General features: G+C 65.8%; 13 protein-coding genes and 1 pseudogene. 7 read left to right on the top strand and 7 right to left on the bottom strand.

Translation table 11 applies throughout. The annotated features are described in order from the left end of the window. Positions 1-9: 9 nt before the first annotated feature. Both ACZ47F_RS09990 and msrB read left to right on the top strand, forming a co-directional pair. On the top strand, positions 10-1,521 hold the full coding sequence (locus ACZ47F_RS09990) for a protein adenylyltransferase SelO (RefSeq protein WP_464926620.1): 1,512 nt from the start codon (positions 10-12) through the stop codon (positions 1,519-1,521). Positions 1,522-1,531: 10 nt separating this feature from the next. After that, entirely contained in the window at positions 1,532-1,945 is a 414-nt protein-coding gene (gene msrB, locus ACZ47F_RS09985; protein WP_464924568.1) for a peptide-methionine (R)-S-oxide reductase MsrB, read from the top strand. A gap of 206 nt (positions 1,946-2,151) precedes the next feature. On the opposite strand, the gene ACZ47F_RS09980 is transcribed toward msrB, so the two are convergent. Together ACZ47F_RS09980 and ACZ47F_RS09975 are read right to left on the bottom strand one after the other, a co-directional pair. Then, positions 2,152-2,307 (bottom strand): hypothetical protein, encoded by a 156-nt coding sequence (locus tag ACZ47F_RS09980; protein WP_464926654.1) that lies wholly within the window; start codon positions 2,305-2,307, stop codon positions 2,152-2,154. Further along, a pseudogene (locus tag ACZ47F_RS09975) lies at positions 2,306-2,464 on the bottom strand (phosphoribosyltransferase); the annotation flags it as partial. The pseudogene ACZ47F_RS09975 and the gene ACZ47F_RS09980, both read right to left, overlap by 2 nt. Positions 2,465-2,499: 35 nt before the next feature. Between ACZ47F_RS09975 and ACZ47F_RS09970 the strand changes: the two are divergent. Then, the gene (locus ACZ47F_RS09970; RefSeq protein WP_464924567.1) at positions 2,500-2,880 is read left to right on the top strand and encodes a hypothetical protein; all 381 of its coding nucleotides are present in this window, start codon (positions 2,500-2,502) and stop codon (positions 2,878-2,880) included. 98 nt (positions 2,881-2,978) lie between these two features. On the opposite strand, the gene hemH is transcribed toward ACZ47F_RS09970, so the two are convergent. The 3 genes from hemH to rpoD form a co-directional block, all read right to left on the bottom strand. Continuing rightward, positions 2,979-4,076 (bottom strand): ferrochelatase, encoded by a 1,098-nt coding sequence (gene hemH / locus ACZ47F_RS09965; RefSeq protein ID WP_464924566.1) that lies wholly within the window; start codon positions 4,074-4,076, stop codon positions 2,979-2,981. 19 nt (positions 4,077-4,095) lie between these two features. Further along, entirely contained in the window at positions 4,096-5,016 is a 921-nt protein-coding gene (locus tag ACZ47F_RS09960; protein WP_464924565.1) for an adenylate/guanylate cyclase domain-containing protein, read from the bottom strand. A gap of 122 nt (positions 5,017-5,138) precedes the next feature. Further along, complete coding sequence (rpoD, locus tag ACZ47F_RS09955; protein ID WP_464924564.1) at positions 5,139-7,418, bottom strand: RNA polymerase sigma factor RpoD; 2,280 nt, start codon at positions 7,416-7,418, stop codon at positions 5,139-5,141. Between the two features lie 506 nt (positions 7,419-7,924). Between rpoD and xseA the strand changes: the two genes are divergently transcribed. From xseA to ACZ47F_RS09935, 4 genes are all read left to right on the top strand, one after another. Beyond that, a complete protein-coding gene (gene xseA / locus ACZ47F_RS09950; protein ID WP_464924563.1) occupies positions 7,925-9,295 on the top strand; it encodes an exodeoxyribonuclease VII large subunit in 1,371 nt (456 codons plus the stop codon). A 74-nt stretch (positions 9,296-9,369) separates the two neighbouring features. Next, complete coding sequence (locus tag ACZ47F_RS09945; protein ID WP_464924562.1) at positions 9,370-9,954, top strand: superoxide dismutase; 585 nt, start codon at positions 9,370-9,372, stop codon at positions 9,952-9,954. Positions 9,955-10,533: 579 nt separating this feature from the next. Continuing rightward, positions 10,534-12,654: a 5-histidylcysteine sulfoxide synthase gene (ovoA, locus tag ACZ47F_RS09940; protein WP_464924561.1), complete on the top strand. Its 2,121-nt coding sequence runs from the start codon at positions 10,534-10,536 to the stop codon at positions 12,652-12,654. Between the two features lies 1 nt (position 12,655). After that, complete coding sequence (locus ACZ47F_RS09935; RefSeq protein ID WP_464924560.1) at positions 12,656-13,747, top strand: ADP-ribosylglycohydrolase family protein; 1,092 nt, start codon at positions 12,656-12,658, stop codon at positions 13,745-13,747. Between the two features lie 37 nt (positions 13,748-13,784). Here ACZ47F_RS09935 and ACZ47F_RS09930 read toward each other — a convergent pair whose 3' ends face one another. After that, positions 13,785-14,999 (bottom strand): DUF1501 domain-containing protein, encoded by a 1,215-nt coding sequence (locus ACZ47F_RS09930; RefSeq protein WP_464924559.1) that lies wholly within the window; start codon positions 14,997-14,999, stop codon positions 13,785-13,787. Positions 15,000-15,010: 11 nt separating this feature from the next. Further along, positions 15,011-16,663 carry a DUF1800 domain-containing protein gene (locus tag ACZ47F_RS09925; protein WP_464924558.1) on the bottom strand — a complete coding sequence of 551 codons (1,653 nt, stop codon included), beginning with the start codon at positions 16,661-16,663 and terminating at the stop codon, positions 15,011-15,013. Positions 16,664-16,919 lie beyond the last annotated feature (256 nt).

Genomic DNA, 16,919 nt, shown 5'->3' with positions numbered 1-16,919 from the left:
ACCACCGCACTGGACTTCCCGGACACCGCCGCACAGACCGCATCGACCTGGCCGCCGCTGATGCAGCGCTACGCCGCGCTGGGCAGCGAGTTCAGTCTGCCGGTTGCGGTCAGTCCCCTGCCCGACCCAGTTTTGGTGGCATACAGCGCCGACGCCGCCGCGCTGGTCGGGCTGACCGCACCGCGCGCCGCGCAAGAGGAACGCGCCTGGGCGCTGGCCTTTGGCGGCCATGATCCGGGATTGTGCAGGCACAGCCGGGCCACCGTTTACGCCGGGCACCAGTTCGGCAATTGGGCCGGACGGCTCGGCGACGGCCGTGCGCTGTTGCTGGGCGAATGGGACGATGCCAGCGGCGGCTACCGCAGCTGGGAAGTCCAGCTCAAGGGCAGCGGCCCGACCCCGTTTTCGCGCATGGGCGATGGCTGGGCGGTGCTGCGCTCGTCGATCCGAGAGTTTCTGTGCTCCGAGGCGATGGCGGCGCTGGGCGTGCCGACCACGCGGGCGTTGTGCGTGGTGGGGTCGAGCCGACCCGTGCAGCGCGAACGCCAGGAGACCGCCGCGATGGTCACTCGCCTGTCGCCTAGTTTTGTGCGCTTTGGCCATTTCGAGCATTTCAGCTACAGCGGACAGACCGCGCAACTGCGCCGGCTGACCGACTGGGTGATCGACCGGTATTGCCCGGACTGTGCAAATCAGCCGCAACCCACACTGGCCTTGCTGCGATGGGTAGTGGCGCGTACCGCACAGCTGATCGCGCGTTGGCAGGCCGTGGGCTTCATCCACGGGGTGATGAATACCGACAACATGTCCATCCTGGGCTGGACCATCGACTACGGCCCCTTCGCCTTCCTCGATGCCTACGACCCGCTACACACACCGAACACCACCGATCGCAGCGCGCGCTACGCCTTCGGGCGGCAACCGGCGATCGCGCACTGGAATCTGCTGGCGCTGGGGCAGGCGCTTTTGCCGCTGATCGACAAGCCCGAGCATGCGCTCGAGGCGGTCGACACCTTCCGCCCGCAGTATGTGCACGCGATGCAGCAGCAACTCGCCACCAAGCTGGGGCTGGAACAGCTGCTGCCGGGCGACGGCGATCTGTTCCAGGAGCTGCTTGACTGCATGGCGGCCAGCCGCAGCGACTGGACGCTGACGTTTCGGCTGCTCGCCGAATTACCCGCAGACCCGCAGGCAGACATTCCTGCGCCACTGGCCGCGCAGTTTGCACGCGACCCGCAGCGATTCTCGCGATGGGTGGCGCACTACCGCGCCCGCCTGCAGGCCCAATCGCGCAGCGACGCCGCCCGCGCGCAGGCGATGCATGCGGTCAACCCGGCGATCGTGCTGCGCCACCATCTGGCGCAGGCGGCAATCGACCAGGCCGAAGCCGGCGACTTTTCCGAAGTCCGGCGCCTGCTCGATGCGCTTCGCCACCCTTTCGACGCGAGCGCGCTGCCGCCGCACTACACCGCACCGCCCGCGGACGATGCTCCGCCCGCACGCCTGTCCTGTTCGTCTTGAGAGCCAGCCCATGTCCCAGCCCGACCGCAACGATCCAAACGATGCCCTGTGGCGCAGCAAGCTGACCGAGGAGCAATACCGCGTCACCCGCTGCGGTGCCACCGAACCCCCGTTCACCGGAATCTACTGGGACCACCACGGCGACGGCATCTACCGCTGCGTGTGCTGCGGCACACCGTTGTTCGATTCGCGCACCAAGTTCGATTCGGGCAGCGGTTGGCCCAGTTTCTGGCAACCCACGGCGCAGGAGGTCATCCGCGAGGTGCGCGACACCAGCTACGGCATGGTGCGCACCGAGGTGCAGTGCGCGCAGTGCGGTGCACATCTCGGGCATGTGTTCCCAGATGGTCCCAAGCCCACCGGCCTGCGCTACTGCATCAACTCCGCTGCGCTGGACTTCGCCGAGCTCGGCGCACCCGACTGAAAACGCCCCGGGATTGCGGCCAGCATTGGGACCGTCTCGGGGGGGCGATGCCTACGCCGCGGCGCAGCATGCGATAGAACCCCCGGGTGCCGTGCGTGGCTTTGCCAGGGGACGAACTGTCGCGTTGCCGCGCGTTCGAGCAGCAAGTCGACGTCCGCAGCGCTTTCGTCCAAGGCCGGGGCAGATCACGCACCGCAAAAATAGTGTCATCGACGGGCCTTGCCTTCGCGGAATTGCGCCAGCAGCCGACGCACCTCGTCGTCGCTGGTCTGATCGAAATGCACATAAAACGGGCCGACTGCCTGGAAATCCGCCGGGGTGAGGACGCTGACAAAATCGTCGCAGAGATTCTGCAGGCGCATCCAATGCCGCGCCCAGGGCCCTGGCCACCTCGACACCCACCGGAACACCGCCCCGAGGCAGCGCCAGGACCATCACATCCTCACGGCCTGCGTACCCGCGCAGCGCCTCGGCGAGCAGGCGGCCCGCCTCATGGCGATCGTTGAAACGGCCTTGCATCGCTTCCTCCCGGTCGGTCGCTCGCGAATCGACACGTGAATGCCTTGGTGCGGGGCGATCTTGATCCGGATCATGATGTACAGGTGACACATCCTGTTGCAGCGCCCATCCGGGTGAATCGCAGTGGCATGCGGGCTTGCAGCGGCGTCAAAACAGGGGGATCGACCACTCCTGCGTCGCCTCGGGAACTCTCGCTGTTCCTGCCCACGCTCAATGCCGCTCAGAAAGCGTTGGTGATCTACCTGCGCACGCAGCTGCGGCTGTCGCTGGACGATCTGCGGGCGGGGCACGCGGAATTTTTCTGTTCCAGCCCACTCTACATGCGCAGAACCGTTCTGCACGCCGGTTCAGCGAAAGAGGAGAAGACAGGATGTCTCTGGCGGCCTTGGTGCTTTATCTGCTCGTCGTGGGCGTGATCGGCCTTGGGGTGGGTCTGGCGGTCCAGTTCTGGCGTGAAGCGCGTTCTACGCCGCAGCCACCGGGGCAGGAGCGATAGACCCGCCAGCGGACGCAGTCAAGCGAGATTGCTTGCGCCCATCACCTGCGCCAGGCTGCGGGTCTGGGCCAATGCCGCCGGATCGGGCAAGGTGCGGGTGTCCCAGCCTTGGAGGTGGGCTTCCAGCAACCCGCTGAACGCCTGGACCCAGTGAGCATCGGCGTTGAGGCAGTCGATGTAGTGGAAGGTCTTTCCGCCACTGGACAGAAAGGCCTGCTTGCCCTCCATTGCGATTTCTTCCAGAGTTTCCAGACAATCCACGCTGAACCCCGGGCACACCACATCCACCCGTCCAACTCCATCCTGGGCGAATTTACGCAGAGTCGGCTCGGTGTAGGGTTGCAGCCATTCCTGCCGGCCAAAGCGCGACTGGAAGGTCACCTGGTAGTCGGATGGGGCAAGCTGCAGTCGCTCGGCGAGCAAGCGGCCGGTGCGGTGGCATTCGCAGTGATACGGGTCGCCAAGGCGCAGGGTGCGCGCGGGCATGCCGTGAAAGCTCATCACCAGCTTGTCGGGCTGACCATGCTGCTGCCAGTGCGCCTGGATCTTGTACACCAGGGCATCGATGTAGGCAGGAACGTCATGGAAGTGGTTGAGCACGCGCAGCTCGGGCACGCGGCGACTGCGGCGCATCCAGGCGGTCACAGCATCGAGGGTGGACGCCGTGGTGGCAGCGCAATATTGCGGATACAACGGCACGAGCAGGAGCCGGGTGACGTTCTGGCGGGCCAGATCGTCGAGCACGCTGGCCACAGACGGATTGCCGTAGCGCATGGCGTAGCGCACCTGGAGGTGATGGCCCCGCCGCTTCAGATCGGCGGCGAGCGTCTCGGTAAGATCGGCGGTGCCGGCCTGCAGCGGCGAGCCGCGCTCGGTCCATACCGAGGCATATTTCGCCGCGGACTTGGACGAGCGGATCGGCAGGATGATGCCGTTGAGGATCAGCCACCAGATGGGTTTGGGGATTTCCACCACCCGTGGGTCGCTGAGGAATTCGCGCAGATAGCGACGCAGGGCTGGTGCGGTGGGCGCATCGGGCGTGCCCAGGTTGACGAGAAGGATGGCAGTCTGGGCAGGGTTGCCGTGCTGATATCCGGTCGGGTCGATGGCGGGCATGGGCGGCTGGGCCTTTGGGTCAATGCGGGTAGATCTGGAACATGACGGTCGGCGCGGTGGGGTCGGTCGGTTTGGCGCCCAGGGTGATTTCTCCCTGTCCGTGCAGCACACATTCATTGCGCCGCAGCGCCAGAGTGGTGTCGTTGCCGGTGTAGCGCACCCATGTGCCGTTGCTGCTGAGGTCGGTGAGCATGAAGTAACTGCCGCGCCAGTCGATGCGTGCATGCTGACGCGAAACGCGCAGGTCGTTAACCAGAAAATCCGCGCCGTTCGTGCGACCGATGACGATGGGCATCTGGTCGGCGGAGTAGTCCACGGCAAAATCCAGCCAAGACAGATTGAGCATCTGGCTGGTGTAGTCGATGCGCGAGGGAACCTGGGGCATGGTCTGTCCCATGTCACCCTGCGCTTCCCAGTCGACCTGATGCACCGGCACCGGCACATCGTAGCCGCGCAAAAAAATGGCGCCCAGGCTGCGCAAGCGGCCAAGCAATTCGAGCGGCAGGGCTTCCATCACGGCGTCGCCGATCAGGATTTGCCCGGCGCCCGCGGAGTCGGACAGGCGGGACGCGGCGTTGACCGGATCACCGAAGCAATCGCCCGGAGCAAGCACGACAAAGCCGCGCGCGATGCCGATCTTGATCGGAAGTTTCTGCCGAGCTCCGGCGGCATCGACCGCGCCGGCGGTGGAACTGCTGCGCTGGATGTCGATGCAGGCGTTGAGCGCGGGGGTGTTGTGCTCAAAGGTGGCAAGAATGCCGTCCCCGAGGGTTTTGACGACCTCACCGCCGCCGGCTTTCAGACGCCTGGCCATGTTCGACACGACCTGCGTGACCAGTGCGGTGGCCTGGGCATTGCCCAGAGACTGGAAAAGCGCGGTGCTGCCTGCGACATCGGCAAAAACGATGGTGCGAACGACGGTTTTTCGCGCTTGGGTCATGCCTGAAGTCTAGCGTGTGCACACGCAAAGCGTGCCGCCGCAGACGGCGGACACGCACTGCAAAAGCCGCGCTTCGGGTCAGTTGGCGGGAATGGGCCGGACGCCTCCAGGCCCTGCGCGCGTCAGAGGGTGTCGAGGAAGCTGCGCAGCTTGTCCGAGCGGGTCGGATGTTTGAGCTTGCGCAACGCCTTGGCCTCGATCTGGCGGATGCGCTCGCGCGTGACGTCGAACTGCTTGCCGACTTCTTCGAGTGTGTGATCGTTGGCCATCTCGATGCCAAACCGCATGCGCAGCACCTTGGCTTCGCGCGGAGTGAGCGAGTCGAGAATTTCCTTGACCACGTCGCGCAGACCGGCTTGCATCGCCGCCTCGGTGGGGGCCAAGGTGCCGGTGTCCTCGATGAAGTCGCCCAGATGCGAGTCGTCGTCGTCGCCGATCGGGGTTTCCATCGAGATCGGCTCGCGTGCGATCTTGAGGATCTTGCGCACCTTGTCCTCTGGCATGTCCATTTTCTCGGCCAGTACCGCAGCATCGGGCTCTTGCCCGGTTTCCTGCAGATGCTGACGCGAAATGCGGTTGACCTTGTTGATGGTCTCGATCATGTGCACCGGAATACGGATGGTGCGCGCCTGATCGGCGATCGAGCGAGTGATGGCCTGCCGGATCCACCAGGTGGCGTAGGTGGAAAACTTGTAGCCGCGGCGGTACTCGAACTTGTCCACCGCCTTCATCAGACCAACGTTGCCCTCCTGGATCAGGTCAAGGAACTGCAGGCCGCGGTTGGTGTATTTTTTCGCGATCGAGATCACCAGCCGCAGGTTGGCCTCGATCATTTCGCGCTTGGCCTCACGTGCGGCCTGCTCGCCCAGGCTCATCTGAGTGTTGATCTCCTTGAGGTCGTCGAGCGGCACGACCACACGGTTCTGGATGTCGATGAGCTTTTGCTGCAACTCCTTGATCGCCGGCGCATTGCGCCCGAGCACCACGGAGTACGGCTTGTTCGCCGCGACATGGCGATCGACCCAGTTCAGGTCGAGCTGATGCCCTGGGAAAGACTTGATGAACTCCTCCTGCGGCATGCCACAGCGATCCACTGCGTAGCGGCGAATTTCGCGCTCGTAGCGGCGCACCTCATCGACCTGGGCGCGCAGCAGGTTGCACAGCTTTTCCACCGTGCGGGCGGTGAAGCGCACCTCCATGAGGGCGTTGGAAATGGCCTCCTGCGCCTTCAGATAACCGGGCGAGCGGTAACCGTCCTTGTCGTAGGCGCGGCGCATTTTCATGAAGGCGTCGTGCACCTTGCCAAAGACTTCCAGCGCCTTGCCCTTGAGTTCCTCGAGCTTGACCGAGGTGGCACCGGCGCCGCCGTCTTCGTCTTCGTCGCCGCTCTCGTCGAGCGAGTAGTCGACGTCCTCCTCGGCGACATAGTCGTCGGACTCGTCATCGGAGACCATGCCGTCGACCACTTCATCAACCGGCAGTTCGCCGTTCTGGATACGCGCGGCCATCGCCAGGATCTCGGCGACGGTGGTCGGTGATGCCGAAATCGCCAGCATCATCTGGCGCAGGCCCTCCTCGATGCGCTTGGCGATAACGATCTCGCCCTCGCGGGTCAGCAGTTCGACCGTGCCCATCTCGCGCATGTACATACGCACCGGGTCGGTGGTCCGGCCGAATTCGGAATCGACGTTGGACAGCGCAACTTCGGCCTCCTCTTCCGCTTCTTCCTCGCTGGAGGCAGTCGGGCCATGCTGGTTGAGCAGCAGGGTCTGCGCATCCGGCGTGGTTTCATACACCGCGATGCCCACGTCGTTGAGCATGGACACGATGGTTTCGAGCAGCTCGGGGTCGGCCAGGTTGTCCGGGATGTGGTCGTTGATTTCGCCGTAGGTCAGAAACCCGCGGGTCTTACCCATCTTGATCAGGCTCTTGAGCCGCGCGCGCCGGCGGCCCAGTTCCTCGTCGGTGATGTTGGAGTCGTCATAGCCGAACTCCTTGAGCAACTGTTTTTCACGAGCGCGCGAGGCCTTGCGCGTCTTGGGCGCAGGCGCTGCCGTGGCTTCCTCGACCACGTCGACCTCGGCCACTTCGGCGTCGACCTCGACCGCATCGACCTCATCGCCTGCGTCCTCATGCAGATCGACCACCGGCTCTGGTTCTGTCTCCTTGATCTTGCGTCCGCGACGCACCGCAGGCGTTTGCTCGACCGTGGCAGCAGCGGTCTTGGCCGGACGGCCGCGCTTGGGCGCAGCAGGGGCGGCAACCTCTGCCGCCGCCGTCTCGGCGCCAGCAGCCGCACGCCGCACGGGCTTGTCCGCAACCGGACTTGTCTCGGCAGCAGTGACCTTGCGGGATGCAGACCCCTTTGACGGAGCCTGAGTTTTGGATTGCGCTTTTGTCATGGTGGACCTCAACCGGCCATTCGCTCGGCAAGTGAAAATGAACAGAGATTCAGCAACAGTATGTAGGGTAAAGAGGCAAAATTCAAAGTGGAGTCAACCCCATGCGCGCAGCCAGCAGCCCTTGCGGTCTTGCTGCAGTGAGCCGGTTTGAGGCTGTCGCAGGCAGGTGCCATCCAGCGCTGCATAGGCAAGAGCGTCCACTGCAATCCGCTTGGAGTACGCTTGCAGCCGCGCAGTTCGACCTCACCTCGGCAAGCCGCACGACTTTTTTATGGATCGCCTCGGGACGGCTCCGTCCGAGGCCGAACCAACAGCAGATCCGGTGGACCCGGCATTTTTGCCAAACTTTGGATTTTACAAACACTGGCGTTTTCTCTGTCCGCGGCGGGTTGCTCGTTGAGGTGAGTTGAGCTGCGGCTGCAGTAGCGGGGCTTGCATCTTGGCGCGATGCATTCTCCGACATCTGCCCGCGTCAGCCCTTTTTTCCATCGCTCCCGCTTGCATCGATGAACTCATCATCCCCGTCCGTGATCTGGAGCGTCAGCGCACTGATTCAGGCGTTTTCCGACGCGCTGAACGCACGGTTCAATACTGTCACCGTGTGCGGCGAAGTCTCTGGTCTGGTCCGCGCCGGCAGCGGCCATCAATACTTCAACTTGAAGGACGGCACCGCGCAGCTGCGCTGTGTGCTGTTCCGCCAGCGCGCCGCAACCAGCGCGCTGACCCTGCGGGACGGACTCAGTGTGCGGCTTCGCGCCACCGTGGCAATTTACGAGCCGCGCGGCGATCTGCAGCTCATCGTCGAGAGCGTTCAGGCCGACGGTGAAGGCGCGCTGCTCGAGGCATTCCTGCGCCTGAAGCAGAAACTGCAGGCCGAGGGGCTGTTCGATGCGCAGCGCAAGCGTGCGCTGCCAGCCATGCCTGGCGCAGTCGGGGTGATCACCTCGCTGCAGGCCGCCGCGCTGCACGATGTGCTCACCGCGCTGCAGCGTCGCAGCCCGCATGTGCGCGTGGTGGTCTATCCGGCCAGCGTGCAGGGTGTGCAGGCACCGGGCGAACTGCTCTGCGCGCTGCAGCGCGCACAGGCACGCCGCGAGGTCGACCTCGTGCTGCTGGTGCGCGGCGGAGGCAGCCTGGATGATCTGTGGGCGTTCAACGACGAGGCGCTGGTCCGGGCGATCGCCGCCTGCAGTCTGCCTGTGGTTTGCGGTGTGGGCCACGAGACCGATTTCACTCTGGCCGATTTCGCAGCCGATCTGCGTGCGCCTACGCCCACTGCCGCGGCCGAGCTGGGCGTGCCGTCGCAGCAAGCACTCATTTCGGCACTGGATCGGCAGGCGCAGCGCTTGCACAGCGCGATGCGACGCCACCTGCAGCGCGAGCAGCAACGCTGCGACCGCCTGGCGCTGCGCTGGCCCCAGCGCGCGGCGTTGCTGGCCACGCCCCTGCAGCGTCTGGCGCAATGGCAGTGGCGGCTGCGACAGGCGCTGATCGGTCTGCCCAGCCAACAGGCACAACGCCTGCAGCTATTGCAGAGCCGGCTGGAGCACGCGCTGCAACGCCGCTTGCCGCAGGAGCACAAGCGGCTCGATGATGTGGCCCGTGCTCTGCCCCTGGCCCGCGCGCAGCTCCTGCGCAACGCGCGGCAGCGTCTGGATCATGCGGCGCAGCAACTGATGCTGCTCAGTCCGCGTGCCACACTGTCGCGCGGCTACCTGCTTGGCATGGACGCCCGCGGTCAAGTCCTGCGCGATGTGTCGCAGCTGCGCCCCGGCGCTGCATTGCAGCTGGCCGACGCACAGCACGCCATCGGGCTGGACATCGCGCAGATCCGGCCCCAGGCCCACCCACTCGATGCGGACATCCCGCCGGCCTGAGCAAGACCCGTGGGCTGTTCCTAGAATGCTTGGGATCGGCGACCTGCGCTCGTCACTCACCCAAGGAGAAGCCCATGCAACACGAACTGCCCCCTTTGCCCTTCGCCCCCGACGCGCTCGCACCACACATGTCGCGTGAAACGCTGGAATATCACCACGGCAAGCACCATCAGGCGTATGTCAACAACACCAACAGCCTGATCAAGGGCACCGAGTTCGAGTCGATGCCGCTCGAGGACATCATCAAAAAATCCAGCGGCGGCATTTTCAACAACAGCGCCCAGGTCTGGAATCACACCTTTTTCTGGAACTGCCTCAAGCCGGGCGGCGGCGGCGATCCCAAGGGCGCGCTGGCCAACGCAATCAATGCCAAATGGGGCAGCTACGCCGCGTTCAAGGAAGCGTTTCACAAGTCGGCGGTCGGCAATTTCGGCTCGGGCTGGACTTGGCTGGTCAAAAAGCCCGACGGCACGGTGGACATTGTCAACACCTCCAACGGCCAAACCCCGCTGACAACTGCGGACAAGGCCCTGCTGACCATCGACGTGTGGGAGCACGCCTACTACATCGACTATCGCAACCGCCGGCCGGACTTTGTCACCACATTCCTCGAGCATCTGGTGAACTGGGATTTCGCCGAAAAGAATTTCAGCTATTAACAGGCTGTTGAAAAACGTCGCGAGGATGGCCAGATGCAAGGCGCACGGCGCGCAGCGACCGAGACATATCAAATAGATAGGCGAGGCAGCGAGCACCGCGCAACGCCGCAGATGGCCCACCGCAGTAGTTTTTCAACGGCCTGATAAGTGAAGATCAATAAGGCAACACTGAATCAGTCCTTGTGATGCTGCGCGTCGGGCTGCGGATGGGATGCAAGGCGCACACTGCAGCCATAGCCGTGACGACGGCGAGCGAGGGCTGCGCCGCAGACCGCCCGCAGGGCGGATGTGCAGCGCGCAGGGAAATTGTTCAGTGTTGCCCGAAGTAGCTACCGCCGTTGATCGAAACACAGCCCGCAACCGCGGGCTTTTTCGTCCTGGCCATCGGATTTGTGGGATCGGACAGCCGGCAAGCGCAGATGCCGTGCGCCGTGCTTGCTATGGTCGCCAGGTTTTTTGTCTTCCAGTACAGTGCATGGAACCGGGGTTGCGGTGTTGCCCGCCGGCCTCGCTCCCATGCCCGGGCAGTCCGCCCTGGCGTGGAACGAGCCCACAGTCTCGCCCATCATGCCAAGCGTCATGCCGACTCCTCCCTTGCGCATCCTATCCCTTCCTGCCTTGTCGAGCCGCGACTGGCGCGAGCAGGTCCGGCAAACGTTTCACGCCACCTTCGACCGCTACGAATCGCTGTTCCAGCTGCTGCAAGGCGACGCGGCGTACTACGTCAAGCCGATCAGCCTGCGCCATCCGCTGATCTTCTATCTTGGCCACACGGCGACGTTTTTCATCAACAAATTCATCCTCGCCGGCATCCAGACGCAGCGCATCGATCCGAAGCTCGAGTCGATGTTCGCCGTTGGCGTCGACGAGATGAGCTGGGACGATCTGGACGAGACACATTACGACTGGCCCGCGGTCGAAGCGGTGTGGGCGTACCGCGCCAAGGCGCGCGAGCTGGTCGACGCCGTCATCTCGCGCCTGCCGCTGGAGCTGCCGCAGGGCTGGTGGCACAGCCCGTGGTGGGTCGTGCTGATGGGGATCGAACACGAGCGCATCCACCTCGAGACGTCCTCGGTGTTGATCCGTCAGCACGCACTGCGACATATTCGCCCGCATCCGGCCTGGCGCGCGTGCACCGAGGCTGGCGAGCCTCCAGCGCCGGATCTGGTGCCGATCCCGCCGCAGCAGTTTCGTCTCGGCCGCGATTTGCGCGATCCCAAGTTCTACGGTTGGGATAACGAGTTCGGCGTGCACGAGGCGCACACTGCGGCGTTCGAAGCCGGACGCACGCTGGTGTCGAACCGCGAGTTCCTCGCCTTCGTCGAGGCCGGCGGCTACCGCGACGACACACTGTGGACCGAAGAAGGGCTGGCCTGGCGGTGCTTTGCGCAGGCCGAACATCCGACCTTCTGGGTGCGCGCTGCGGACAGCTGGAGGCTGCGGCTGCTCGCCGAAGAGGTGCCGATGCCGTGGGACTGGCCGGTCGAGACCAATTTCCACGAGGCCAAGGCGTTTTGCAACTGGATGGCGCGGCAGACCGGCAAGCCGTACCGCCTGCCGACGGAGGACGAGTGGCACGCGCTGCGGCGGCACGCCGGCGTGCCAGATGCGCCGCAGCCGGTGCCGGCGCCGGCGAACATCGAGCTCGACCATTTCGCTTCGAGCTGTCCGGTCACGCGCTTTGCGCATGGCCCCTTGTTCGACGTCATCGGCAACGTCTGGCAATGGTGCGAGACCTGCACCTACCCGTTCGACGGCTTCGAGGCGCACCCCGTCTACGACGACTTCACCACGCCGACCTTTGACGACCGGCACGCGATCATCAAGGGCGGATCGTGGATCTCCTGCGGCAACGAGGCGCTGCCGGGGTCGCGCTACGCGTTCCGGCGGCATTTCTTCCAGCACGCCGGGTTTCGCTACGTGGTGAGCGCCGCGCCGGTGCCCAAGCAAACCGGCAGCTATTACGAAACCGACGCGCAAGTTGCGCAATACTGTGAATTCCACTGGGGCAAGACCTACTTCGACGTGCCGAACTTCCCGAAGACGCTTGTCGAGTTGTGCGTGCAGGCGATGCAGGGGCGGCCGATGCGCCGCGCGCTCGACCTCGGCTGCGCCACTGGTCGTGCAAGCTTCGAGCTGGCGCGGCATTTCGAGCGCGTCACCGGCATCGACTTTTCCGCGCGGTTCATCGGCATCGGCCACCAGCTCGCCGAGCAGGGGCGCATCCGCTACACGCTGATCGACGAAGGCGAGCTGACCAGCTACCACGAGCACGGCCTGGCCGAATACGGGCTGGACGGCGTGCAGCAGCGCGTCGAGTTCTTCCAGGGTGACGCCTGCAACCTCAAGCCGATCTATACCGACTACGACCTGATCCTCGCCGCCAATCTGATCGACCGGCTGTACGAGCCGGCGCTGTTCTTGCGTGAGGTGCATCGCCGCATCGTCCCGGGCGGGTTGCTTGCGATCGCCTCACCGTACACCTGGCTGCCCGAGTTCACCAAGCGCGCGCACTGGATCGGCGGCTTCAAGAAAGACGGCGAGAACTTCACCACTCTCGACGGTCTGCACGCCTTACTCGACCCGCATTTCGAGCGGATCGCGCCGCCGCGCGACGTGCCGTTCGTCATCCGCGAGACCGCGCGCAAATTCCAGCACAGTCTGTCGCAGCTGACGCTGTGGCTGCGGCGGGAGGGTTGACATGCCCGCGCGCGCCGCTGGCTTTGCCGACCGCGTGCAGGGTGCACTGCTCGGCGCATTCATTGGCGAGGCGCTCGGCGTCGGCCCGCACTGGTACTACGACCTCGACCAGTTGCGCGCCGACTTCGGGCCGTGGATCGACGACTACACCGCGCCGCGCCCGGGCCGCTACCACGCCGGGCTCGCGCCGGGCGAATCCTCGCAGCCGGGCTTTTTGCTCGAACTGACGCTGCGCAGCCTGGTCGAGCGTGGCGGCTACGACGAGGCCGACTTCTGCCAGCGGCTCGACACCGCGTTTTTCCCGCTGCTCAACGGCACGCCGTACAGCGGCCCCGGCGGCTACACCAGCCAGTCGATGCGCGAAGCCTGGCGCAAGCGCGTGCAGCAGCGTCTGCCGTGGGGGCAGGTGGCCGGCCTGGCCGACAACACCGAAGCGGCCGAGCGCACGCTGGCGATCGCGGTGCGATATGCGCGCGAGCTTGGCGCAGTCGCCCGGTCTGTGGCGGCGAATGCGGCGCTGACGCAGATCGACCCGACCGTGCTGGCGATGACCACCGCGTTCAGCTGCGTGCTTGCGCTGCTCGTACAGGGCGAGCCGCTCGATGCGGCGATCTCGGCCAAGCTGATGGCGCGCGTGCACCGTGGCGAGCTGCCGTTCCACCATGTCACGGACGCGCTGCTCGACGCCGTCCCTGTCGGCGCGCAGCGCGTGGCGCAGCCCGGCGAATTCGCCTCGCCCGACGCGCTACTGACCGCCGGCAGCATTGCACGCGTCGCACGCGACCCGGATGTGCGGATCGATCCGGCGTGGAAAGTCTCGCTGGTCTACGGCATGCCGTGCGCGGTCTACCACCAGTTTCCTGCGGCGTATTACCTCGCCGCACGCTTTGCCGACGATTTCGAGTCCGCTGTGTTGCACGCGATCAACGGTGGCGGGCAAAACCAGGCGCGGGCGATGCTCACCGGCGCGCTGGTCGGCGCGCAGGTGGGCATGTCGGGCATCCAGCGGCGCTTCGTCGAAGGGCTGGCCTGCGCGCCGCGGGTTTTGCCTTTGGCTGCCGCGCTGGCGGAGCAGGCGGCATCGAGCGTCTGAGCCGCTGCGACCGCGGGCGCAGCCGGCGGCCCGCGCGCTACACCAACTGCAGGTCGAGTGGACGTGCCTGCGGGAACACGGCCTGGACTTGCTCGGCGTGCAGCCCCCAGAGCCGCTGAAACAGCCCGCCGAGCAGGTCGCGGTAGTCGGTCAGCACCGGGTCGTCGCGGTTCTGGTTCAGTGTGGCGGGAGACTGCACGATCTGCCCGCCGCAGATGCGCCCGCCTCGCACTGCGCCGCCGAGAACCCAATAGACCGTGCCGTGGCCGTGGTCGGTGCCGTGGTTGCCGTTTTCGCGGAAGGTGCGGCCGAATTCGCTGAGCACGACGACCACGGTGTCGCGCCAGGCCGGGCCGAGTGCCTGCGCCATCGCCGCCAGACCCTGCCCGAGCGCAGCGAGCTTGTCGGCCAGTTGCCCCTGTGCGCCGTTGGCCGTGGCTTCGCTCACATGGGTGTCCCAGCCGCCGACGTCGATGAACCCCAGGTCGAAGCTGTCGTGCATCAGCGTGCCGATCTTGATCGCCTCGGCGACGAAACCTTTCGGCGCGACCGCACCGCGGCTGGCCGCCGTCATCTCGGTCTGCCAGTCGGCGCCGTGCATATCGCGCACGACCGTCTCGCGCACGGCAAAGCCCTCGCGCACCGCAGCCTCTTGCGGCTGGCCGCGCCACATGGTTTCGATCAACGCACGCTGCCGGGCATCGATTCCACTGTGCATGGCCTGCGTGAGTGCGAGATTGGGCACCCGCGCCGGGCCGCGCAGCGACAGCGGTAACTGCGTGGTAAAGGCGATCGGCCGCGCCTGCGCGCCGATCTGCTGCGCCAGGCGGTTGAGAAAGCCACTGTCGTCGTCATGCGTTTGCGGCCCCTGCCCGAGTTCGATGTGATCCTGCGTCTCGAAATGGCTGCGGCTGAGGTCGCGCGTACCGGCAAACGGCACGAAGGCGAGTTGCCCAGCCTGCCACAGCGGCAGCATCGACTCGCGCAGGCGCGGGTGCAGCGCCCAGTCGGCATCGAGCGCGATCGCGCCATCCTCGCCATCGGAAGGCCGCGGCACGGCAATGTGTGGGCGGGCTTCGTAGTAGAAGGCGTTGTTGTATGGCACGAGCAGATTGGTCGCGTCGTAGGCGCCGCGCAGGAAGACGAGGATGAACTTCGGCCTGCGCTGGCTGCTTGGTGCGGCCCAGAGCCGGCCAAACGGCGTGGCCAGCGCCGCGGCAGCGGCAGTTTGCAAGAGCTGACGGCGTTTCATACGCGGCTCCTTCAGGTTTGCATGAATTCAGGGGAGCTCAGCCAAAGAGCATTCCACTGCACGCGATTGATCGCCTGCGCCAGCGCGCGTCGGGTTGCGGCGCCGAGCTGGTCGCGCTGGACGAGGAATACCGCACTTTGCGCCAGATCGGGCGGCGGGCGGTGCGGCGCTTGCTGGGCTGGCGGCGCAGCCAGCATATCGGGCGTCTGCGCGGGGGCGTCCTGCATCAGGATGGCGGGCGTTGCGGCGTAGAGCATCGGCGCGCCGGCGGCGATCTGCCGTGCCACCTCGAAGCGCGTGCTCAGTTGCCCCGGGCTGTCCCATGCGGCAGCGCCCAGCGGATAGCCGTCCGGGGTTTGCCGGCCGAACAGCGGCTCGCCAAGCTGGGCGAGCATGCCGAGCACTGGCAGCGGATTGCTGATCGGCTCCTCGTCGAGACTGGCGCGCAGCGCAGAAAGGACATAGCGCATCGGATCCTTGAACTGCGGCCGCGCCAGGCTGGCGACGAATTCCGGATGCGTGAACATCGTCTCGAGCACCGCGGCGATCTGGCCGCCGCTTTGCTGCCAGCGCGAGACCATCGCTTGCACGAGCGCAGAACCGGGCGGATCGGCAACGAAATTCTGCGCGAGCTTGGTGCAGACATGCCGCGCGGTCGAGGGGTGATCGGCCAGCAGCGTGATCACCTCGTCGATTTCGTCCAGACCCTGCCCGCGCAGCGTGCGGCCAAGCACGACCTTCGGCTCGGCATCGTGCCGCGCCGGATTGAACACGACTAGCCCGTGCTGCCACAGCGCTGCGCGCAGGGCAGGCCGCACCCGCACTGGCGCATCCAGCAGATCGACGCCAAGGCCGGTGAGCACGCGCGCCAGATTGGTCACATCGCCCTGGGTGTAGCCGCCGCCGACGCCCAGGGTGTGCAGCTCCATCAGCTCGCGCGCGTAGTTTTCGTTGACATGGCCGCGGGCGTTCTGCGCGTTGTTCAGGTAGAGCAGCATCTGCGGCGAGAACATGGTCGCGCGCAACAGCTCGGCAAAGTGCCCGAGCGCATGCGGGGAAATGACGCGCTGCGCATAGTCGGCAAGCATCGGCGCGATGTTGCCGGCGCGGAACACGTTGAAGTGGTTGCACCAGAACCAGACCAGCCGCTGCTGTAGGGCATTCTGCGAGTACAGCGCAAGCAGCACTTGCTGCGCGGCGGCCTGCTGCGCGAGCGCCGCCTTGAAGCGATTGATCGCCTTGAGCTGCGCCTCGGTCTGCGCGGCGTCGCTTGCCTGGCGCGCCTGACGGATGGTGCGCTCTTGCTGCACGATTGGCGGAATCAAGACCGGCAGCGGGCGGTTCGCCGGTAGTGCCGCTAGCAGCGCGGCAATCCGTTCGGGTAGTCTTTGCGCCTGCGGCTGCAGCTGTGCGCGCAGGTACGCCGAGGGGCCAAGGCGATCAAGCGCCTGCAGCTCAAGCGCGCGCGCACCCCAACCGATGTGGTCGAGAAAAGCCACGGGCCGCGCACGCGCGGCGGCGTCCAGATCGGGCCACACGGGAGCCGGGTCAGTCGGCAGCGCCTGCGCACGCACTGGCATCGCACCACCCAAGCTTGCTGCCGCCAGCAGACGGACGAACTGGCGACGCGACAATCCGCGCGCCGTCTCGGTGGTGTCATCCATCGTCTGCTCCCCGATCAGCCGCACCGACCCCAATGGCCCGGGTGCCAGACGCCCCATGGCCCCCACCAGCCGCGATGCCAGCAGACGGCTCCTTCGGGCCGCACGACCACTGTCCCCGAGACCTGCGCCGGGGCGATCGGCGCGACGTAACAACCAGCAAGCAGCGCGCTGCCAGATGCGACCAGCACGGCCAGCACGGCGCGGCGCCACCAAGGCACGCGCATTGCGTCACCCTCTGGACGCTGGGGTGCTGTCG

The organism is Thiomonas islandica (genome assembly GCF_055383445.1).
Note: the sequence above shows the minus strand (reverse complement) of the source record. Positions and strands in the feature narration are given on the sequence as shown.

What these genes read in the sequence shown, in the direction of transcription:
- msrB (WP_464924568.1), top strand. Translation starts at nt 1,532, where the DNA reads ATGTCCCAGCCCGACCGCAACGATCCAAACGATGCCCTGTGGCGCAGC.
- ACZ47F_RS09980 (WP_464926654.1), bottom strand. Translation starts at nt 2,307, where the DNA reads ATGCGCCTGCAGAATCTCTGCGACGATTTTGTCAGCGTCCTCACCCCG.
- hemH (WP_464924566.1), bottom strand. Translation starts at nt 4,076, where the DNA reads ATGCCCGCCATCGACCCGACCGGATATCAGCACGGCAACCCTGCCCAG.
- ACZ47F_RS09960 (WP_464924565.1), bottom strand. Translation starts at nt 5,016, where the DNA reads ATGACCCAAGCGCGAAAAACCGTCGTTCGCACCATCGTTTTTGCCGAT.
- rpoD (WP_464924564.1), bottom strand. Translation starts at nt 7,418, where the DNA reads ATGACAAAAGCGCAATCCAAAACTCAGGCTCCGTCAAAGGGGTCTGCA.
- xseA (WP_464924563.1), top strand. Translation starts at nt 7,925, where the DNA reads ATGAACTCATCATCCCCGTCCGTGATCTGGAGCGTCAGCGCACTGATT.
- ACZ47F_RS09945 (WP_464924562.1), top strand. Translation starts at nt 9,370, where the DNA reads ATGCAACACGAACTGCCCCCTTTGCCCTTCGCCCCCGACGCGCTCGCA.
- ovoA (WP_464924561.1), top strand. Translation starts at nt 10,534, where the DNA reads ATGCCGACTCCTCCCTTGCGCATCCTATCCCTTCCTGCCTTGTCGAGC.
- ACZ47F_RS09935 (WP_464924560.1), top strand. Translation starts at nt 12,656, where the DNA reads ATGCCCGCGCGCGCCGCTGGCTTTGCCGACCGCGTGCAGGGTGCACTG.
- ACZ47F_RS09930 (WP_464924559.1), bottom strand. Translation starts at nt 14,999, where the DNA reads ATGAAACGCCGTCAGCTCTTGCAAACTGCCGCTGCCGCGGCGCTGGCC.
- ACZ47F_RS09925 (WP_464924558.1), bottom strand. Translation starts at nt 16,663, where the DNA reads ATGGATGACACCACCGAGACGGCGCGCGGATTGTCGCGTCGCCAGTTC.